We start from the raw sequence: 21,315 nt of genomic DNA, 5'->3' as shown, positions 1-21,315 counted from the left end.
ATATTTTGCACCCCTTTAACGAAATCTATCCGACAATATTATCTGATCTGCTGACCAATTGTAAAGTGGAATTGCGCACCACTGGTTTTTCCCTGAATTTTATCAAATCCATACCCCCAGTCAATACCCAGCAAACCAAATGCAGGCATGAAGATACGTGCTCCTACCCCAGCCGATCTCTTCAGATCAAATGGATTAAACTCTTTATAGGTTCCCCAGTTATTACCACCCTCGGCAAATCCAAGTATAAAGATGGTAGCTTGTGGATTAAGCGAAACAGGGTAACGAAGTTCCATCACGTACTTGTTGTACACAATACCACCACCAGACGCAGGGAAACCGTTTTGTGCAAGCGGACCTACTTTTTGATCTTCATAACCTCTGAGACCTATGATATCCTGGTCAGCAAGTGAGAAAGAACCTTGTCCTGCCAAGCCAGATCCCCCTACGATAAACCTACCAAACGGACTATATCCAACTTTTTGGTTATAAGCCCCCAGATATCCCATGTGCGTGCGGGCACTTAATACAAGTTTACCTGTAATGGTTGCAAAATAACTCATATCAAACATCCACTTGTGGTATTCTACCCATTTGTAGGTATCTGTAATATTTGTAATTTCTTTCTTTCTTAAAGCTGAATACGGCGGCGTAAATGTTGCACTCAAAGACATGTTACTACCTCTTCTTGGGAACTGAAGGTTGTCCAGCGTATTTCTTGAAATCGTGGTGTTGAAAGAAATATTATTAGATATACCACTACTATATCCTATACGGAAGATATCAAGACTATCGAGACGATAACGCTGGTAAGACAAAGCATGCGTCATAACCAGATTTCTGTCCGGCTCCTTTAAACGACGTCCCAGAGAAACCGTAATACCATTATTAAAGTAACCACCTCTGTAATTCAATCCTCCGCCATTGGTAGGCATTCCATAAATAGAACGGAAGTCAGTCATACGATATACGGTGCGTTGTAGCGAAACCCCGAAGTTGATTGGCTTCTTACCACCCAACCATGGCTCACTGAACGATAGAGAGTACGTCTGATATTGTTTACCATTCGCCTGGAACCTCACCGAGAGCTTCTGTCCATCTCCGGAAGGAAGCGGTCTCCATGTCTCACGGTTCGGAATGTTTTTCAAAGAGAAGTTATTGAACACCAGACCCAGCGTTCCTACGAAACCGATGTATCCACCCCAACCTCCTGAAAGTTCGATCTGATCAGACGGTTTCTCCTCCACTGTATATTCGATATCCACGGTACCATCAGACTGGTTCGGGATTGGATTGATCTGGATTTTCTCCGGATCAAAATAGCCCATTTGAGACAGCTGGCGTTGTGTGTTAATAATCTCAGTTTTACTGAATTTTTGTCCCGGAAGTGTAGACAATTCACGCAATACTACACGGTCACTTGTTTTTGTATTCCCATTCAGTAAGATACGGTTAATTGTTGCCTGCTTTCCTTCATAGAGACGTAGCTCTATATCGATAGAGTCACCTTCAACAGATTTTTCAGTCGGATCGATACGGAAATAAAGGTATCCGTCATCCATATAAATGGAACTTACGTCAGCACCAGGAATACCATTGATTTTCTTATCCAGTTCTTCCGGATTATAAACATCCCCTTTTTTAATTCCCAGTATATTTCCAAGTTCTGCAGAAGAATGCAGGTAATTACCAGACCATGTAATATCGCGATAGAAATACTTGATACCTTCATCAATCCGCATTTCCACGCTAATCGTTTCGCCGTTATTGCGGATCGTATCAAATTCAATAACCGCATCACGGAACCCATTCTTACGGTAATATGCGATCAGCTTCTCCTTATCCTCTTCATATTTTTTGGGAATATATTTCGAAGGATTGAAAAGTCGCCCAAGCATTTTTTGCTTGGTACCTTTCATTTTTTTTCTCAGCGTACGACTGCTAATGGCAGTATTACCCTGAATATCAATTTTTTCAATCTTCACTTTTTTACCTTTCGTAATGGTAAAATTAAGTGTAGCTTGTCCTCTTGTAGAATCTGGTATCTGTAACACTTTTACCTTCGTGTTATAGAAACCTTTGTCCATATAATACTTTTTGATAATCAGCTGTGTATTTTTAATTACCGTAGGTGTAATTACACGGCCTTTGATCAGCTTTACTTTATCATTCAACGTTTCTCGCTCGCCTTTCCTGATTCCGGCAAAAGATACCCGGTTGAGACGCGGGCGTTCCTTGATGTGAATATTTAGCCAGATTTTCTCGTCTTCTACTTTAGTAGCCATAATTTCTACGTCATCCAAAGTTCCGAAATCCATCATTCTCCTCACTGCGGAAGGAATTGCAGGACCAGGAATTCTTACCTTATCACCAGGTTTTAGCCCTGAAATTGAGATCATTGAATTGGGATCCAGAAACTGAGTACCCGATACGGTAACTTCCGCAATGGTATACTCCTTAGGATCTGCAGCGTCAAAAGAAATAGAAGAAGAAGATGTTGATTTTGGTGTATTACCCCCAAGTCCTACACGCTGAGCATTTGCCTGAAAGAGCCAGCAAAGCATGATGACGGACAAGATACCACTACGATGTGCTAATGATTTACTCAAATTTTTCACAAGATTCATATTATTACTTAGCACTATTCGCTTTGATTTGTTCTCCTGTCTTACCGAAACGTCTTTCTTTTCCCTGGAAGGATAAAATGGCTTCGTATAGATTTGCACGCCTGAAATCAGGCCAAAAAAGATTCTCATAAAAATACAACTCTGCGTAAGCAAGCTGCCATAGTAAAAAGTTACTGATACGGTGGTCACCTCCGGTTCTCAGCATCAGGTCCACGTCAGGTCTTGATCCCGTTGACAGCTGGTCAGCTAACGTTTTTTCGTTAATTTCTTCAGGCTTCAGGGTTCCGTTCTGTACTTCTGTTGCCAATTTTTTCGCAGCTTGAGTTAAATCCCATTTCCCGCTGTAGCCCAGCGCAAGTATCAGATTCAGACCAGTATTATTTTTTGTAGCATCTGAGGCTTCAGTCAATTGTCTCTGGCAACTTCCTGGCAAGCTTTTTATATCTCCTATTGTGTCTAGCTTGACATTGTTTTTCATCATTGTTGGAAGCTCGTTTGCAATAGACTGCACCAATAGCTCCATTAATGCGCGTACTTCAAACTCGGGTCTTCCCCAGTTTTCTGTAGAGAAAGCATACAATGTCAGATAGCCAACACCTAACTCGGCGCATCCCTCTGTTACTTCCCTAACTGCTTTAATGGCATTACGATGTCCGAAAATACGTGCTGCTCCCTGATTTTGAGCCCATCTCCCATTACCGTCCATGATAACGGCGATATGCTTTGGCAGATTGCCTGCATCAATGAGTTCCTTCATTGTTTCTGAACTCTTTAACCTTTTTTAACAAAACAATTGAACCCTAAACTATGCTGAAATAAATTACAGTCTGTTTCATAGTGTTTTTTAACAATCAGTTAGTCACTGATACGCTGATATGATTGAATATGTGTCGAACTTAGAAAAAAAGCTAAAGCCCACAATCAATAAACACCAAGCAAACACTTGAAAATCAACCAATTAAATGCAAAAATTAATTATTTATTTTAACAGGGGCGCAATTTAGGAATAAGTACGGCCTCTTCAAAATCTATTAGGGCAGCAAGGAAAAATATCCGAATTCAATTAATTATCAGTGAGATGGCGTATAACATCACCGTAGGTACTTCCACTTGACAGTTGAGACGACTTGCGATCTCTCATCATAATGGTAAACTTGCCGTTAAAATGCTTTCTGATTTCTTTGATGTGATGTGAATTTACAATTCCTCCACGACTTATTCTTAGAAAATGGTCCGGAAGTTTTTCTTCCAACGAGGTGAGTGTATAATTGAGAAGATATTTCTGACCATCCAATGTATTTAAAAAAACATACTTCTCTTCCGCTTCAAAATGCGTTATCTCTGTAAGTTGGATCAGCAGAATCCGGTCACCCGATTTCACAGAAAGTGAGAATATCTCTTTCTTAGGCTTCATTTCTTCCAGCAGTCTGAGCAAATTTTCTGTGTAAGGATTCGGCCCGCTCTCTCGGCTTTCATCAGTTCTACTACGAAGCTTCTCGATCGTTTTTTGCAACCTATCGTCTTCAACCGGTTTGAGTAGATAATCCACTGATTTCTCTTCAAAAGCTCTCACGGCATATTGGTCAAATGCTGTTGAAAACACAACCATGGGCATCCGGCTCAATTTTGACAACATTTCAAAACCATTCAGAAGAGGCATTTCTATATCAAGAAATATCAGGTCTGGTTGCAACTGATTGATTTGAACAAGACCTTCCACACCGTTCTGTGCTTCAGAGATAATTTTAAAGGTATCAGGATATTTCATAAGTAGCCTTCTCAATCTACTGAGAGCGAGTGGCTCGTCGTCTATAAGTATGGTATTAAGAGGAAATTGCATAGCCATGTCTATTGATGTTTAATCATCGCCGTTTTTTTGATTGATATAGTGACTGACTTATATGGTTCGTTGAGCAGCTCTATTTTACCATCCTGACCATACAGGAGTTTCAGCTTTTCCTGTATACTACGTATCCCATATCCGATGCCCATTTCTTCAGAAAAGGCAGGGCCATTGTCATGAACACATAATACAAGCCAATCTGTCTTTTCATATATCTTTACGTTGATCGTCCCCATAACAGCCAGTTTCGCGATGCCATGCTTAATTGCATTCTCAACAATGGGTTGAAGAATGAATTTAGGTACATATAAGTCGTTTAAAAAAGGATCCGAAACCTCTACACTAAATTGGAGTCTGTCTTCAAACCTCACTTTTTCAACCAGCAGATAAGTTTGAACCATTTCCAGTTCACTTCTGATGGTATCATAATATTCATCGGTTTTTCTACCTGTCGTATATCTGAAAAGTTTGGATAACAGTAATGTCATTTCCTCTGCTTTATCAGGGTTTTCATGAACCAGGCTCGCAATACTGTTCAACGCATTGTACAAAAAATGAGGATTGATTCTGGCCTGTAGTGCATCCAGCTCTGCACGCGTCTTCAGTTTTTCCAGATTAAGTAACTGATATTCCTGATCATATATTTTTCGTGATATCTGCTTCCCCTGGCTACTGAAGTAATAAAATACATTGACAACGATGATAGGTGCTATCATGTACCAATATCCCGGCGCATTTTTGGAAGCTTCGTCGGGATAAAGTTCTCCAAAACGTTTGACCACTGCCACACCGAATGAGAAATAAACTGCAGTACTTACTATACTGTTTACAAAGAACATTACAATCGAAAGCAACAGATATCGAACAGGTTCTTTGCGAATTCGATCCAGCCAGTTGGCCAGAAACTTTGCAACCAGTACGGCTACCGATCCTGATATCACGTTTTGCAATACCAAATACTGATAAAGTTTGCCTCTGATCGGCTCTGTTGTAAAATAAATTTCTGCCGTAAAGAACATAATGGCATTAATCCCATACAGGATTACGGCGCCAAGCAATACTGCCACCAACGTTCCGATCCAACCCTGACTTTGTATCAATCCGATCATACTGAAACTCTTACGGTCAAATGAAGTCTCCTGAGCTGTAAAGCTAAAATTCGCCCCCTCTACTCTGGCTCCTGTCAGATCTACATCCGATAACGTACTGAAACTAAGATCTGCATTTCTTAGGTCCGCATTACGAAATGTTGTTTTGTGCAATGTGGAAAACCGAATTCTGGCTCCTTTCAGATTGGCTCCGTCAAAATTGGATTCTTTTATACTTGAGAAACTGAAGTCAGCATTTTCAAGATCCATGTTGCTAAAATCCCGGCCGTCAAAAGATGTTGATGCGATCTTCGATTTCCTATCTTTTTCAGCTGTTGTATTTTTGTACCTCATGTTAAATCTGACAGTGTTCTACTCAAATAAAAAACTTCATGCATAATCGGACTTGTAACTCAGTTACAAACCTAATAAGCATGAAGCTTCTATCATGGCGATTCCCGATGAACCTGATTTTTTACAGAATCAACCTTGATTTATCAGGAATAAATAAAATTCGCTCTATAATTCCTCAATAGCAATGTCTTTCCACCGAACTTTGATACCACCCCCATCATGAATCTGTAACGCAATAGATCCATTGGCAGCACCAATTTTCGCATCAGAGAAATCTACCATGGCATTCCCGTTAAGCCAGGTTTGAACTTTATCTCCCACCACTTTTATACGTAGTGTATTCCATTCTCCCATCTTTAAAAAACCTTCTTTTTCTTCAGGGATCTGTACCAGCCAGCCTCTTCCGTAAGATTCGTATACCCCGCCTGTATCATGATTAGGAGGCGCCACTTCTACCTGCCAGCCGGAAACCTTCGTTCCATCTACAGTAGATCTGAAAAATACCCCGCTGTTTCCATTCGCTTCCTGCTTGAATTTTAACGAAAGATCAAAATTCTTGTAAAACTTATCTGTTGTAAGATAACCGTATTGTTTGTCAGGTCCGCTTTCGCAAATCAGTTCTCCTTTCTCAACATACCATTTTTCGGTTCCGTTGATTTTCCATCCGGTGAGATCCTTACCATTGAACAACTTTACCGGCTTGGCCTTCGGAGACAAATCCGGGCCGCGTAACCCTAAAAAGGCAGAATTCAGCAATAAGACTGCAATACAAAATACCAGCAGGCGTTTTAGATTTAACATTTTGAATAAAGGATTAGGATTAAAAAAAGTAAGAATTAAATCCGTCGAACTATATTTTACGTTAGTTTTACGAAAAAAAATTAACCAAGCGAAAGCTATGAAAAAATACCATTTCACAGGCCGGGGTAAGGCACTTTTTTTGTTTTCTGTCTTATTCACAGCAGGCCTCGCTTCCTGTGAAGAGAATAGCAAGGATCTTGTGAAACCGAAAACTGTTACTGATATTCTGGCAGAAAATGATCAGTTCAGTATACTCAACGAAATTGTAAATGGCGCCGATGCAGCAGACGCATTCCGCACCGAGAATTTTACTTTTTTTGCACCTAACAATAACGCATTCCAAACCGCTAATCTGACAGCAAGCCAAGTACTTTCATGGAAGAAAGATTCGGTGATGTCTTTCCTTAAATATCACATTCTGCAGGAAAGGCTTACAACGACAGAACTGAGGACCAAGAAATATGGGATGCTTAACAAGCAGGAAATTGATCTGGTAAAAGATGCTGACTCTACCATCGTAATAAATAAAAATGCGACAATCGTCCAGAAAAATGTCAATACAGACAACGGTATTCTTCAGGTGATCAATGGTGTTCTGACGAAGAAATAAATAGATATAACCATAAAAAAATGGCCGTAGAGCAAACTCTACGGCCATTTTTTTATGGTTAGCTAACTGATTCAGAACTGTTCAACATTTCCGAAAAAGAAACTACCTTCAATTTGCGCATTTTCATCAGAATCAGATCCATGGATTGCATTGGATTCTATTGATTTGGCAAACAGCTTTCTGATTGTACCTTCATCCGCATTCTCAGGGTTTGTAGCTCCTATCAGCGTACGAAAATCTGCAACTGCATTTTCTTTTTCCAGTATCATGGGAATAATTGCACCTGAAGACATGTATGCACATAAGCCATTATAAAACGGACGTTCAGCATGCACGGCATAAAATTGTCCTGCACGCTCAGCACTTAGCTGCGTTTTTTTCAATGCTACAATACGGAAGCCCGCCTCTTCAATCATTTTAATTATTGCTCCTGAATGCCCGTCGGCTACGGCATCCGGTTTAATCATTGTGAATGTTTTATTCGTTGGCATACTCTTATCAGAATTGATTTATTACAAACATACTATTTTTCGATTATAACCATGCCTGTTCCTCAGCTTAACCTTTAACCTTCTATAAACTATGTAAAGAGATTAAGCCTTTAGTAATCAAGATTGAACAAATCCCAACAGTTTTGTTAATTTTGTGGCTTAATCTAAAAAGACAGAAGCTTCTTTCCCAACCAAAATACTGTGAGTCAAGTCATTGAAGAGTTAGGTTCCTTTTTTTCATCTCCTCAGAATATCGTTATAACGATGCATAGGGATCCGGATGCAGATGCACTGGGGTCATCTCTTGGCTGGGCAAGTTATCTAAAAAAGAGAGGACATGAAGTGACTGTAATCAGTCCTACAGAGTATGCTGCCAATTTGAGCTGGCTACCCGGTATAACGGATGTATTGATTTACGAAAAAGCGGGAGATCAGCGTGTTTGCAAAACACGGATAGATCAGGCTTCGCTCATCTGCTGCCTGGACTTCTCGGTTCTTTCACGATTAAAAGACTTGGGTAAAGTCGTTCAGGAGGCTAAAGCCGATAAATTGATGATTGACCATCATCTGGAGCCTGAGCACTTTGCGAAATGGATGGTATGGGATACGAACGCGGCTGCAACGGCGCAGCTTGTATATTCCGTGATCAGGCAACTTGAGCCGGACCGCTCAGTAACCGATCTGATTGACATACCTATGGCAGAATGTCTTTATGCCGGCATTATGACCGACACTGGCTCTTTTCGCCATGCCAATGTAACACCCGAAGTACACCTTGCAGTAGCAGATCTGATGCTTACAGGATTTGATACCGCCAGAGTTCACCGACTCATTTATGACAATGCTCCGCTATCCAGACTACAATTCCTGGGTTATGTACTGTCGCAAAAGCTGATCGTCATTCCCGAATTCAGAACGGCATATATGGTGCTGACAGATGCAGAACTGATCCGTTTCCATTCCAGTGCCGGCGAAACTGAGGGTATTGTCAACTATGGTCTTCAGGTTGAAAATGTAGTGATGTCTGCCCTATTTATTGAAAGGAAAGGTGAAATAAAGATATCATTCCGGTCGGTAGGAGATTTTTCTGTACGTGATCTGGCCAGTAGTCATTTTAGCGGTGGTGGACACAAAAATGCATCAGGAGGAAGATCAGATTCCTCTGTAAAAGAAACTGTTGATAAGTTTCTAGCGGTTTTACCTTCTTACAAAGACTCCTTATTAAGTGTAGACTAACTCATAACATTTATAATATTCAACTACATATTTTTTAATTTAGAACTATCCAATGAATCTTAGAACTATCGGTTATGCAGTGGGCATAGCTATCCTGGGAGCGGCTTGCAACCAACATCGCACACAGGTTACAGAAACCGGGCTTAAATATCAGATGTTTGAACATGATGATAAAGCAAGAAAAGCAAAGCTTGGAGACATCATGTCATTTCACCTCGTGTTGAAAAATGGTGCAGATTCCACGCTTCGTAATACATACGAACAAGGAACACCTATCAAAATGGTACTTCAGGCTCCTCCGTTTAAAGGAAGTTTTGAAGAAGGTTTGACTATGCTTGCAACAGGTGATAGCGCTAAGTTCATGATCAGTGCGGATACACTTTTTGCTAAGATGATGCAACCTCTTCCTCCTATGATCAAAAAAGGATCGGAGCTAAGTTTCACTGTAAAAGTAATCAGCGTACTTACAACAGAAGAATTCCAGAAAGAGCAGGCAGAATCTGGTTCAAAACAGAAAGAAGTTGACGCCAAGGTTATAGAGGAATATCTCGTTAAAAATAATCTGAAAGCCAAAGCTCAAAAAACAGCTTCCGGCCTGGTTTATATTCCAGAAGTAGAAGGAACAGGTGCTAACCCTGTTGCCGGTGACAATGTAAAAGCACACTACACTGGAAAACTGCTGACCGAAAAAGAATTTGATTCTTCAAAAGGAAGAGAGCCTCTTCAACTTACACTTGGTGCCGGAATGGTTATTCCAGGATGGGAAGAAGGGTTAATGTTGATGAAAAAGGGTTCAAAAGGAATTTTAATCATTCCATCAGGATTGGCCTACGGACAGGAAGCAACAGGTCCGATACCGGCAAATTCTGTATTGAAATTTGATATGGAACTATTGGACGTAACAAAAGGGCAAGCTCCGGCTGCTGCTACTCCAACAAGATAGTCCCCTGTCACTTTTACAAAAAGAGCGGCTACTCCACAAGGGTAGTCGTTTTTTTTGTAAAATGCACCTTCATAAATTCAAACTACCTATGAAGCTTTGTTTCGCTACGAATAATATTAATAAATTGAAAGAAGTGCAGGCTATGCTTGGAGAGCAGTTCTCGATCGTTACGCTGGAAGAAATAGGATGTACGGATGACATTCCTGAGACCAAGGAAACAATAGCCGAAAACTCAGCCCAGAAGGCCGCATATATCTGGGAAAATTACCGTATCAATTGTTTCTCTGACGACACTGGTCTGGAAGTGCAGGCGCTATCAGGCCAGCCGGGTGTATATTCAGCACGATACGCAGGTCCACAGCGTAATGCAGATGACAATATGAATCTACTGCTGGATAACCTGACCGGGGCAAGCAATCGTAACGCTCAGTTTAAGACTGTAATTACATTAGTCATTAATGGCGATTACCGACAATTTGAAGGTATTGTATCCGGAAAAATCATACATGAAAAAAAAGGCGATCAAGGATTTGGCTATGATCCGATTTTCGTTCCTGATGGTCATGATAAAACCTTTGCCGAAATGACAATGACTGAGAAAGGCCAGCTAAGCCATCGTGCCCTGGCTTTTAAAAAATTAACGGAATTTTTACAGGATAATTGATTATTCTGTTTCATCTAAACCTATCGAAACACCATGTCAAGTTTTAATTCAGACCACTATCGTATTGACGGAACTCAAAAATTTGAGATTAAGAAAGCAAAAACGCGCTCGAAGGATATTTACGATGACAAGCAAGAATATGAGACGATGCTGGCGGAATCTGCGAATGATCTCGACGCGCTACAGACGATGATGTATGCACACAACCGATATGGTCTGCTGGTCATTTTCCAAGCCATGGATGCAGCAGGAAAAGATGGTACAATTAAACATGTACTTTCAGGGGTCAATCCGGTAGGTGTTAAGATACATTCTTTTAAACGGCCGACAGATACTGAACTGGGTCATGACTTTCTTTGGAGAACAAATAAGGTTTTGCCTGAGCGAGGCACAATTACCATTTTTAACCGCAGCTATTATGAAGAGGTATTGGTAGTAAAGGTGGATTCTTCCATTCTCACCAATACTCAGAGAATTCCGTTGGAACTGACTGAAGATCTGGATAAGGTATTTAAAAATCGATATGCTGATATTAAAAAACTGGAAAAGTATCTATTCAGAAATGGTATTCGGGTCATTAAGTTCTTTCTTAATGTATCCAAAGAAGAACAGGCGGAAAGATTAATTGACAGGATTGAAGACCCATCAAAAAACTGGAAATTTGAAGAGCAGGATGTAAAAGTGAGAGAGCAATGGGATAAATATATGGATGCGTATGAGAGTTGCATTAACGCTACTGCTTCGAAAAAAGCGCCATGGTTTGTAGTACCAGCGGACGACAAAAAGAACATGAGACTTATCGTCGGAAAGATTATAGAAGAAGAATTGAGTAAAATGGATATGTCTTATCCTGCATCTGGGGAAGAAAGAGCCGCGGAATTGCGTGGATTTATCGATATTATCAAAACTCAGAATACCAAATAAAACAAGAGCGGCCGCAATGATAGCGGCCGCTCTGCAGTATGTATGGTGTGATTATCGTTGAGTTTTACTTACTTGATCGTGAAATTAGTATTCCCGATTTTGTATCCTTCAGCGTAAAGTTCCACGTTGTATTTACCAGGACGGAACTGAGATGCATTGTCATATAGCATTTCAACTTTTTGATTATTGTTCTGGTAAGCAATTGATTCACGTGCTGTGAACTTAGATGGTGCTCCGTTGATCTCAAATTCACCTGAACCAGTAGCATCATCAGCAACTACAGCTCCTTCAGGATCCAGAACTCTAACATAAATATCTTTTGGTTCAAGAGCTGTAAGCTGGTTTTCAGGTAGATTGAAAGTAAGTTTCAACTTATCTACACGTTTAGCTTTGTACTCATTTTTGTCTTTTACTTTTCCTCTCGAATTCACAGTAAGCACTTTAAGATTCGCCGCTTTCAATGAAGCAGCCTGACTTACTTTTTCAGAAAGCTCTCTGTTAGCTGCGGTGAAAGTAGTTACCGAGTCTGATAATTCTGCCTGACGTTGCACCAATCTTTCTCTCTCGCTTGTAAGCGAACCTACATGTGTACTCAGGGAATCATTTGATGCAACCAAGTGCTCATTTTCCAGTCTTAGTTGAGCGATAACTTCATCTTTCTCTACCAGGAATTTTTCGTACTCCTTAATTTTAGCAAGATATTTACCAGTCTCCACTTTTTTACTTCTGCTAAAGGCAAGTTTGTCTTTTTCAAGCTGCTCTTTAACCTTAGTCAGTTCACTCACATCTCCACCTAATTTTTCAATTTCAGCGATCTTCGCATCAAGAACTGTGGAGATTGAATCCAATCTTGTTTTTGTGAGTGCCAACTCTCTGGCCTTTTCTACTACTAAACTCTCCTGTTGCGTAAGTTCGCTTTTTTGAGAGGTAAACAGGTAGCCAAACATGGCCGTTGCTAACCCTAGGACAACTACCATCGCCCAGGCTATGCTTTGCTTGTTCTTCTGTTCTTGTTGTTGCATTGATTTAAACGTTTTTGATAGTTTGATTTAGTTTTACATAACTGACAACCGCTACATTGTCAACAGGCATTTGATTGAACTTCAGGTATAAAACGAACAATTTTGTGCCGGAGAGGATAACTCCTGATGTAGTATAGTATCAAACAGATATATAAATAATACCAAAAAAGCCTCCGGAATAACACCAGTGGCTTTTTTATAATTTATTGTTTAAATCAAAACACTATGACATTCAGACAATCCTTCACTAAAATTTTGGGTAATCTTTACCCAACTTATGGTATAAGTGAACAGCGTCGAATAGTACAAATTATCAGTTTGATATAGTAGCACTGACAGAAAATGGCTTTCTATCCATCATAACCAATTGCTGAAAACCTGTTATACTATAATTTTGGATTCGGTTATCTGCTACTTGAAGTGATATCCTCTTTTCTGAAACATACAGCTTATTCTCAGACCTAATATAAGCTTCGACTGTCTCCAGTTCACCGGTTTTATCTAGTACTATTTTTAACTCGCGAACAGGTAATCTTTCACCCTCTTTGGATACATATACATAGGTTGAAGAATCGCGACGTGATACACTGTAGCTTTGCTTAAATGCCGGCTTATTGATATCACCCTGTACAAAGAGCCCGAGTTCCTTTTCCCAGTTGATATCCCTGGTTTCTATCACATGATGCTCATCACCCATAGATACTTTTTTTCTTACCTGTGGGCGCAGGCTATCAAGTTCTGTTATCTGGGTATCTATAAATCCTTTCAGATCATAATATACTTTTTCGTCAGTCTCTTGGATACTTTCATTATTACACGATGTCAGGAATAAAGGAAGCACCATTGTTATTATTAAAACCAGTCTATTGCTCCAGTGCGTTATGGCATACTTCATAGATATCTAAAATCGGATTTAAACCGGGCTTATAAAAAGTCAGAGAGCCTGAAAGGGCTCTCTGACAAAATTAACATAATCGGGCGTGTTTGCCTATAAAATACTGTTACCGGTCATTTCCTCTGGCTTAGCTATACCCATTAGCGCAAGAATTGTAGGTGCGATATCCGCCAGCTTACCGTCATGAATAGGCGTCTCATAATTATTATCTACCAAAATACATGGGACAAGATTTAATGAGTGTGCTGTATTAGGCGATCCATCGTCATTGGCCATATAATCAGAATTGCCATGATCAGCAATAATAATCGAGGAGTAGCCATATTTTAATCCGGTTGTAACTACAGCTTCAACGCACTGATCAACTGTTTCACAGGCTTTAATTGCTGCCTCAAACACACCTGTATGACCAACCATATCCGGATTTGCAAAATTCAGACAAACAAAATCGACCTCCCCTTTTTCAAGTTCAGGAACGATTGAATCACGAATGCCAAATGCGGACATCTCTGGCTGAAGATCATATGTAGCAACTTTTGGTGATGGGCATAATAACCGGCTCTCACCCACGAACGGCTGCTCCCTTCCTCCTGAAAAAAAGAAGGTTACATGAGGATACTTTTCAGTTTCCGCGATACGGATCTGTTTTTTTCCTGCTGCTTCAAGCACTTCACCCAACGTATTGTTCAGGTTATCCTTGTCAAATATGACATCAACACCTTTGTAGGTATCATCATAATTGGTCATGGTGATATAGCGCAAGTTAAGCTTGTGCATGTTCTGCTCATGAAAGTCCTGCTGTGTAAGTACTTCGGTAATTTCACGTCCACGGTCCGTACGGAAGTTAAAGCACAAAACAACATCTCCGTCTTGAATAAGCGCTATAGGAGTTCCGTTTTCATCAACAGAAATGATAGGAGTAATGAACTCATCTGTAATTCCTTCCTGATAAGAAGCTTCGACTGCATTGAGTACCTGGCTTGGCAGAACGTGTTTTCCTTCTCCATAAACCATGGCATCATAGGCCAGCTTTACTCGCTCCCAGCGCTTATCTCTGTCCATCGCATAATAGCGGCCGGTTACACTAGCAATCCTACCGGTGGTCAATGCCATGGTTTCGGTAAGCTCTGTCAGGAAACCCAAACCACTTTTAGGATCACAGTCGCGACCGTCAGTAAATGCATGAACGTAAACCTGATCGAGCCCTTTGTCTGCAGCGATTTTGCATAATCCTTTCAGGTGATCTATATGAGAGTGTACACCACCGTCTGAAACCAGACCGATAAAGTGTACTTTTTTATTATTCAGCTTCGCATAGTCCAGCGCATCAACCAGTGCCTTTTCTTTTCCCAAAGTACCTTCACTGACAGCCAGGTTAATTTTAACCAGATCCTGGTATACAACACGACCTGCTCCGAGGTTCGTATGCCCCACCTCCGAATTACCCATCTGCCCATCTGGCAAACCTACAGCCAAACCACTTGCAGCAAGTTTACTATGTGGATACTTCTGTAAGATACTATCGTAGAAAGGGGTATTTGCAGCGATAACAGCAGAACGGTTTTCTTCGCCAATTTTAGCGATTCCCCAACCATCCATGATGATAAGAATTACTTTCTTGCTCAAAATATATAAAGTTTAAGTATTCAGATTCTTGTATAATGAAAACACACTATCGCTCACTAACTGTTGATTATACAGACAGATTATGTTTTTCTTTCAAATATTCCAGAAATTTCTCTCCGCTTCTCTCTACAATATTATATACATCTGAGAAGGCAGAATCTTCGTCATAATAGGGATCAGGAACAATAACCGACTCCTGTCTTTGAGGATCAAAAAGCCGGTACAGATATAATTTGTCCTCCGGCAGATAAAATCCATTAGTCCGAAAACTTTGTTCACGAATATTTGAAAAATTAGATTCATCCATGGCCATGATATAATCGAAGCTAGAAAAATCTTCATAAGAGAGCTGACGTGCAGTATGTGTCAGTGTTATTCCTCTTTCAAGTGCAGTCCTTCTCATCCGTTTGTCTGGCAGACTTCCGGTATGATAAGCTGCAGTACCTGCCGAATCACAAGTAATGACATGATCCAGTCCATTTTTTGTGATTAGATTCTTAAAGACCCCTTCGGCGACAGGTGAGCGGCATATATTGCCCAAACAAACAAAAAGTACTTTAATCAAAGCAAATGACAGTCTTAGCCGACTATGGTCAAAGTATGCATTCCCAAAAGAATTACTCTTTACTATTACGGCTTATTATTTTCGTCTACAATCACGTAAACTTCTTCCTTAGGACGTCTCATCAGGTAAGTTTCCCTGGCCCATTTCTCAAGCATCCTTGGGTTACCCAATACTTCATCCCGCTCTTTATTTACCAGTTTTATTTTTTCATTCAATGCACTTTTTTCTTTTTCCAGTGCATTCATTTTTATTCTATGTGAAAAAACAACCCTGATATTATTATTATCAAGACCCACGACCCATACCAGCCATGCAAATAATGTGGCGGTATAAAAATTACGAAATGGCTTCAGTAACCAGTGGTTTTTCAGATCTGACATATTCAAAGGAAAAAACCGGAACCTGAGTTCCGGTTTTTATTTTATTAGAATTTCAATCCTGGGAAGTATGCGCTTTCACCCAATTCCTCTTCAATACGAAGCAATTGATTGTATTTAGCCATACGGTCAGAACGAGAAGCTGAACCCGTTTTGATCTGGCCAGTATTCAATGCAACAGCCAAATCAGCGATTGTTGAATCCTCAGTTTCTCCTGAACGGTGAGACATAATCGTTTTGTAACTATTTCTCTTAGCAAGATTTACAGTATCGATTGTTTCAGTTAACGAACCGATCTGGTTTACTTTCACCAATACGGCGTTAGCGATCTGAGATTCGATTCCCTGCTGAAGACGAGTAACGTTAGTTACGAACAAATCATCTCCTACAAGCTGACATTTTTTACCGACAGATTCAGTAAGTGTCTTCCAACCCGACCAGTCATCTTCGTCCATACCATCTTCGATAGAAATGATCGGATATTTAGCAACCCACTGAGTCCAGTAGTCAGCCATTTCGTCAGAAGACAATTTACGTCCGTCTGATTTTTTGAAATGGTATAGTCCGTTTTCGTAGAATTCAGAAACAGCAGCATCCATAGCGATAAAGATGTCTTCGCCTGGTTTGTAACCTGCTTTTTCAATCGCCTGAATAACGATTTCGATCGCTTCTTCATTTGATTTGATGTTTGGAGCAAAACCACCTTCGTCACCTACGTTGGTTGAATAACCTTTGCTTTTCAATACAGTTTTAAGTGTATGGAAAACCTCAACACCCATTCTCAAAGACTCAGAGAAAGTATCTGCTTTTGCAGGCAAAATCATGAACTCCTGGAAATCGATTGAGTTATCCGCATGGCTACCACCATTAAGAATATTCATCATCGGAACCGGCAATGTGTTTGCATTTACTCCACCTATGTAACGATACAATGGAAGATTAGCCTCTTGAGCAGCCGCTTTTGCTGCAGCCAGAGAAACACCAAGGATCGCGTTTGCTCCCAGTTTGCTCTTGTTAGGCGTACCATCCAATTCAAGCATAATCTTGTCGATCAGATTTTGCTCAAATACAGAACAGCCTATCAATTCAGGGAAAATAATATCATTTACGTTTTCAACGGCTTTCAAAACCCCTTTACCAACATACACACCTTTATCTTCATCGCGAAGTTCAACGGCCTCATGTTTACCGGTAGATGCTCCTGATGGAACAGCCGCGCGGCCTAAATAACCATTCTCTGTACGAATATCTACTTCAACTGTTGGGTTTCCTCTTGAATCAAGAATTTGTCTTGCATGTACTGACTGAATCGTACTCATTTGCAGCTTGGGTTTTGATTAATAATGTATTATGTTAACGGTACAAAATAACACAAAAAAATTGGCATCCATAAACGACAATTCATTTTAACACAAATTTAAAGTGCCATGTAATCCGTTGTAATCTTAACGGACACGTTGTATTTCAACCTCTCCTGAAACAAGCAAAGGTATCCCGGCAACTTGAAGGACCGCTCATAAAAAAAACCTCCTTGCGGAGGTTCCAATCTTAATTGTCTGAAAGCATATTAGCAAACTGATCAAACAAATATCTTGAGTCATGAGGACCTGGAGACGCTTCCGGGTGATACTGCACCGAGAATGCAGGATAATCTTTACGTCGGATACCTTCAATCGTTTTATCGTTCAGATTGACATGCGTCACCTCAACATCAGGATGGCTTTCTATCTCTTCCTGTTTCACTGCAAAGCCATGATTCTGAGAAGTAATTTCGCACATACCGGAAATAAGGTTCTTAACCGGGTGATTAAGTCCACGATGACCATGGTGCATTTTGTAAGTATTAATACCGCTTGATAGTGCCAGAAGCTGATGTCCCAGGCAAATTCCAAAAAGTGGTTTACCAGTTAACACCATTTTATTTACATTATCAACCGCATAAGTCATGGAAGCAGGATCACCAGGGCCGTTTGAAATAAAGAAACCATCCGGCTGCCATTCCATCACTTCTTCAAAAGTTGTTTTTGCCGGGAAAACCTTGCAATAGCAACCTCTTGATGTGAGGTTTGTAAGAATACTCTTTTTGATACCGTAATCCATGACAGCAACCTTCCATTGACTATTGGCCTCATCGCCCACAAAGTAAGGTTTCTGGGTAGTAACTTCGGATGACAACTCCAACCCATCCATAGAAGGAATCTTTTTGAGTTCCTTCATTAATTCCTCCTCATCCAGAATCTGAGATGAAATGATTGCATTCATCACCCCCTTCTCTCTCACGTGGCGTACAAGATGTCGCGTATCCACGTTGCTGATGCCCACTATGTTTGCCTTCTCAAAGTACTCCTGCAAAGAAAAATCAGCAGTACTTCTTGAATAGATATTCGAGAAAGTATTACACACCATCCCTCTGATTTTTACGGAAGCCGACTCTTCTTCATCTACCAACTGCACACCGTAGTTACCAATGTGTGAAGTGGTGTTGACAATAATCTGTCCATAGTATGAAGGATCTGTATAAATCTCCTGATAACCCGTCATTCCAGTATTGAAACATATCTCTCCTCCGGTAGTTCCGTCTATCCCCAAAGCTAATCCTCTGTAAGCTGTTCCATCTTCCAGCAACAACAGAGCTTCCTTTTTTTGATTCATATATGATTAAAATCGTTTTTTACTATTTTATCCTTTACTTGATCTGCAAATCAATTTAGATCTTTACTTCCCGGTAACCTGTAAATAAGCACCGCAAAATTAATGAATATTGCTCAAAAAAAGGGGTTAAACGAAAAACGTTTAACCCCTTTAATATTATATCCAGAGACAAATCATCTTATTCTTCAGATTTTTCTTCTTTAGTTGGCTCAGCTGATTCTGTCTTAGGTGTTTCAGGCTGTTCATCCTCAGCTACCAATGTGAAGTCCTCCTTGGGACTTTCTTCAGCAGCCGCTACAGATGCAGCACCTTCTTTCTTACCACCACGACGGCTACGACGTGTCTTAGCTGGTTTATCAGCGTTTGCAAGAAGAAGTGCATCGTTAAAGTCCACAAGTTCAACAAGTGCTACTTCCGCAGCATCTCCAAGTCTTGTTCCCAATTTAATGATGCGTGTATATCCGCCTGGACGACTTGCAATTTTATCAGAAACTGTTCCGAAAAGTTCTTTTGTCGATTCTTTATCATTAAGATAAGAAAAAACAATACGTCTGTTGTGGGTAGAATCTTCCTTCGCGCGAGTCAACAAAGGCTCAACATACTTTCTAAGCTCTTTCGCTTTCGCTAAAGTAGTTTCGATTCTCTTGTGAATAATCAAAGAAGAAGCCATATTGGACAACATAGCTTTACGGTGAGATGCCGTTCTTCCTAAGTGATTATCTTTTTTACCGTGTCTCATTTTTGTTTTGTTTAGTTGCTTCGAGCTGCGTCAAACGCGCTACAGAATACATACTTATGATGGAATACTTAAATTATTCTTCGTCCAAACGATATTTGGCTACATCCATTCCAAATGTGAGTTGTTTGTCAGCAACAAGCTGTTCCAACTCAGTAAGTGACTTTTTACCAAAATTACGGAATTTCATCATATCCGAAATTTCAAGTCTTACTAAATCTCCAAGTGATTTAACATCTGCTGATTTAAGACAGTTGTAAGCACGAACTGACAAATCAAGTTCAGATAGTGAAGTTTTGAGAAGTTTTCTCATTCTCAACATTTCCTCATCAACCTGGTTATCTTCTTCAGCTTTTTGCTTCTCAAACGTCATCGTCTGGTCGGAGAATAGCATGAAGTGTTGAATCAAAATATTAGCAGCTCCTTTCAAAGCATCCTCAGGGTGAATAGACCCGTCAGTCTGAATATCGATCAACAAACGTTCGTAATCCGTACGCTGTTCTACCCTTGTGTTTTCAACGCTGTATTTAACGTTTTTTATTGGGGTATAGATAGAATCCACTGCTATATAACCGAAAGGCAATTCATTGGCTCTTGGTTCGTCAGCAGGAACATATCCTCTTCCTTTATCTAACAAAAGTTCCATTTCGAACTCTTTGTTATCATCAATATGACAAATTACTTGATCTGGGTTAAGCACTTCGAACGCACTTGTGAACTTACCAATGTCACCGGCTGTAACAACCGATACATTTTTAAGGTTCACAACGATTCTGCTTTCATTCAAATCCGTAACCTTTTTAAAACGAACCGTTTTCAGGTTCAGGATGATTTCTGTTACATCCTCAACTATACCTTCGATAGAAGAAAATTCATGAAGTACACCCGGTACTTTCACACTCGTGATGGCATAACCTTCCAAAGATGAAAGGAGTATTCTACGTAACGCATTACCAATTGTTACGCCGTATCCTTTCTCTAGAGGCTTAAACTCAAACAACCCATGGAAGTCGTCTGCTTTTTCCATGACGACCTTATCAGGCATTTGGAAAGCTAATATTGACATAGTCGTTGCTCCTTTTATAGTAGTAAATGATAGTTGATCACGCTACCGTTACCTTTGCGATCGCAAAACGCCGTTTCCGGCAATAAGCACGCCCCGGTATGAACCGCGACGTGCTTGCAATGAAGTATTGTAATTTATTATTTAGAATACAATTCAACGATAAGTTGCTCGTTGATGTTTTCCGGTATTAAATCGCGGTCCGGGAAAGTTACAAACTTACCTGCTAATTGCTGTCCATCCCATTCAAGCCAGTTGAATCCTTTTGCGCTGTGGCCAGCCAAGCTATCTGTAACTGCTTCAAGAGATTTTGATTTCTCTCTAACCGATATAACCTGACCAGGACGTAGTGACAATGAAGGAATGTTAACTACTTCACCATCCACAAGGATGTGCTTATGAGATACCAACTGACGTGCAGCACGTCTTGTTGGCGCAATACCTAAACGGTATACAGTATTATCCAAACGAGCTTCGCAGAACTTAAGAAGGTTCTCACCAGTGATACCGTCTTTAATAGATGCTTTTTCGAATAGATTACGGAATTGTCTTTCAAGAATACCGTAGATAAATTTCACCTTCTGCTTCTCCATCAATTGCAAAGCATACTCTGATTTCTTAGAGCGGCGGCCCTTTCCGTGTACTCCGGGAGGGTAATTCTTCTTAGCAAGCGCTTTGCTTGGACCCATGATGGGTTCTCCGTAACGTCTTGCAATCTTGGTTTTGGGACCTGTGTAACGTGCCATTAAAAACTATTTATTAATTAAAATTAGATAAACCATTCAGTAACCCCAGTGT

Annotated in this window: 21 protein-coding genes; 5 read left to right on the top strand and 16 right to left on the bottom strand. The window is 40.3% G+C overall.

What is annotated here, in order from left to right:
* Positions 1 to 38: 38 nt before the first annotated feature.
* From bamA to AC1XUE_RS23300, 5 genes are all read right to left on the bottom strand, one after another.
* Complete coding sequence (bamA, locus tag AC1XUE_RS23320; protein WP_483358402.1) at positions 39 to 2,627, bottom strand: outer membrane protein assembly factor BamA; 2,589 nt, start codon at positions 2,625 to 2,627, stop codon at positions 39 to 41.
* Between the two features lie 4 nt (positions 2,628 to 2,631).
* Positions 2,632 to 3,384 (bottom strand): isoprenyl transferase, encoded by a 753-nt coding sequence (locus tag AC1XUE_RS23315; RefSeq protein WP_483358401.1) that lies wholly within the window; start codon positions 3,382 to 3,384, stop codon positions 2,632 to 2,634.
* A 306-nt stretch (positions 3,385 to 3,690) separates the two neighbouring features.
* Positions 3,691 to 4,467, bottom strand: a complete 777-nt coding sequence (locus AC1XUE_RS23310; RefSeq protein ID WP_483358428.1) for a LytR/AlgR family response regulator transcription factor — start codon at positions 4,465 to 4,467, stop codon at positions 3,691 to 3,693.
* Between the two features lie 8 nt (positions 4,468 to 4,475).
* The gene (locus tag AC1XUE_RS23305; RefSeq protein WP_483358400.1) at positions 4,476 to 5,912 is read right to left on the bottom strand and encodes a histidine kinase; all 1,437 of its coding nucleotides are present in this window, start codon (positions 5,910 to 5,912) and stop codon (positions 4,476 to 4,478) included.
* Positions 5,913 to 6,077: 165 nt separating this feature from the next.
* The gene (locus AC1XUE_RS23300) at positions 6,078 to 6,713 is read right to left on the bottom strand and encodes a 3-keto-disaccharide hydrolase (protein ID WP_483358399.1); all 636 of its coding nucleotides are present in this window, start codon (positions 6,711 to 6,713) and stop codon (positions 6,078 to 6,080) included.
* A 97-nt stretch (positions 6,714 to 6,810) separates the two neighbouring features.
* On the opposite strand from AC1XUE_RS23300, the gene AC1XUE_RS23295 reads away from it, so the two are divergent.
* Positions 6,811 to 7,323: a fasciclin domain-containing protein gene (locus tag AC1XUE_RS23295; RefSeq protein WP_483358398.1), complete on the top strand. Its 513-nt coding sequence runs from the start codon at positions 6,811 to 6,813 to the stop codon at positions 7,321 to 7,323.
* Between the two features lie 71 nt (positions 7,324 to 7,394).
* On the opposite strand, the gene AC1XUE_RS23290 is transcribed toward AC1XUE_RS23295, so the two are convergent.
* A complete protein-coding gene (locus AC1XUE_RS23290; RefSeq protein WP_483358397.1) occupies positions 7,395 to 7,814 on the bottom strand; it encodes a nucleoside-diphosphate kinase in 420 nt (139 codons plus the stop codon).
* A 201-nt stretch (positions 7,815 to 8,015) separates the two neighbouring features.
* Between AC1XUE_RS23290 and AC1XUE_RS23285 the strand changes: the two genes are divergently transcribed.
* The 4 genes from AC1XUE_RS23285 (at position 8,016) to AC1XUE_RS23270 (ending at position 11,581) form a co-directional block, all read left to right on the top strand.
* Entirely contained in the window at positions 8,016 to 9,050 is a 1,035-nt protein-coding gene (locus tag AC1XUE_RS23285; protein ID WP_483358396.1) for a DHH family phosphoesterase, read from the top strand.
* A 52-nt stretch (positions 9,051 to 9,102) separates the two neighbouring features.
* Entirely contained in the window at positions 9,103 to 9,993 is an 891-nt protein-coding gene (locus tag AC1XUE_RS23280) for an FKBP-type peptidyl-prolyl cis-trans isomerase (protein WP_483358395.1), read from the top strand.
* An 88-nt stretch (positions 9,994 to 10,081) separates the two neighbouring features.
* Positions 10,082 to 10,657, top strand: a complete 576-nt coding sequence (locus AC1XUE_RS23275) for a non-canonical purine NTP diphosphatase (protein WP_483358394.1) — start codon at positions 10,082 to 10,084, stop codon at positions 10,655 to 10,657.
* A gap of 33 nt (positions 10,658 to 10,690) precedes the next feature.
* Positions 10,691 to 11,581: a polyphosphate kinase 2 family protein gene (locus tag AC1XUE_RS23270; protein ID WP_483358393.1), complete on the top strand. Its 891-nt coding sequence runs from the start codon at positions 10,691 to 10,693 to the stop codon at positions 11,579 to 11,581.
* A gap of 68 nt (positions 11,582 to 11,649) precedes the next feature.
* Here the strand turns inward: AC1XUE_RS23270 and AC1XUE_RS23265 are convergent, their stop codons facing one another.
* From AC1XUE_RS23265 to rpsD, 10 genes are all read right to left on the bottom strand, one after another.
* A complete protein-coding gene (locus AC1XUE_RS23265; protein WP_483358392.1) occupies positions 11,650 to 12,603 on the bottom strand; it encodes a hypothetical protein in 954 nt (317 codons plus the stop codon).
* A 313-nt stretch (positions 12,604 to 12,916) separates the two neighbouring features.
* Positions 12,917 to 13,447 carry a hypothetical protein gene (locus AC1XUE_RS23260; protein WP_483358391.1) on the bottom strand — a complete coding sequence of 177 codons (531 nt, stop codon included), beginning with the start codon at positions 13,445 to 13,447 and terminating at the stop codon, positions 12,917 to 12,919.
* Positions 13,448 to 13,591: 144 nt separating this feature from the next.
* The gene (gene gpmI / locus AC1XUE_RS23255) at positions 13,592 to 15,124 is read right to left on the bottom strand and encodes a 2,3-bisphosphoglycerate-independent phosphoglycerate mutase (RefSeq protein ID WP_483358390.1); all 1,533 of its coding nucleotides are present in this window, start codon (positions 15,122 to 15,124) and stop codon (positions 13,592 to 13,594) included.
* A 67-nt stretch (positions 15,125 to 15,191) separates the two neighbouring features.
* Positions 15,192 to 15,689 (bottom strand): low molecular weight protein-tyrosine-phosphatase, encoded by a 498-nt coding sequence (locus AC1XUE_RS23250; protein ID WP_483358389.1) that lies wholly within the window; start codon positions 15,687 to 15,689, stop codon positions 15,192 to 15,194.
* A 65-nt stretch (positions 15,690 to 15,754) separates the two neighbouring features.
* The gene (locus tag AC1XUE_RS23245; protein ID WP_483358388.1) at positions 15,755 to 16,069 is read right to left on the bottom strand and encodes an FtsB family cell division protein; all 315 of its coding nucleotides are present in this window, start codon (positions 16,067 to 16,069) and stop codon (positions 15,755 to 15,757) included.
* A gap of 44 nt (positions 16,070 to 16,113) precedes the next feature.
* Complete coding sequence (gene eno / locus AC1XUE_RS23240; protein WP_483358387.1) at positions 16,114 to 17,385, bottom strand: phosphopyruvate hydratase; 1,272 nt, start codon at positions 17,383 to 17,385, stop codon at positions 16,114 to 16,116.
* A gap of 229 nt (positions 17,386 to 17,614) precedes the next feature.
* Positions 17,615 to 18,718 carry a glutamine-hydrolyzing carbamoyl-phosphate synthase small subunit gene (gene carA, locus AC1XUE_RS23235; RefSeq protein WP_483358386.1) on the bottom strand — a complete coding sequence of 368 codons (1,104 nt, stop codon included), beginning with the start codon at positions 18,716 to 18,718 and terminating at the stop codon, positions 17,615 to 17,617.
* A 178-nt stretch (positions 18,719 to 18,896) separates the two neighbouring features.
* A complete protein-coding gene (rplQ, locus tag AC1XUE_RS23230) occupies positions 18,897 to 19,457 on the bottom strand; it encodes a 50S ribosomal protein L17 (RefSeq protein ID WP_483358385.1) in 561 nt (186 codons plus the stop codon).
* Between the two features lie 73 nt (positions 19,458 to 19,530).
* Entirely contained in the window at positions 19,531 to 20,520 is a 990-nt protein-coding gene (locus AC1XUE_RS23225) for a DNA-directed RNA polymerase subunit alpha (protein ID WP_115830849.1), read from the bottom strand.
* A 137-nt stretch (positions 20,521 to 20,657) separates the two neighbouring features.
* On the bottom strand, positions 20,658 to 21,263 hold the full coding sequence (gene rpsD / locus AC1XUE_RS23220) for a 30S ribosomal protein S4 (RefSeq protein WP_483358384.1): 606 nt from the start codon (positions 21,261 to 21,263) through the stop codon (positions 20,658 to 20,660).
* Between the last annotated feature and the right edge of the window lie 52 nt (positions 21,264 to 21,315).

This window comes from Dyadobacter sp. HNCC25DJ187 (genome assembly GCF_056895255.1).
This window is presented reverse-complemented; position numbering and strand designations above follow the sequence as displayed.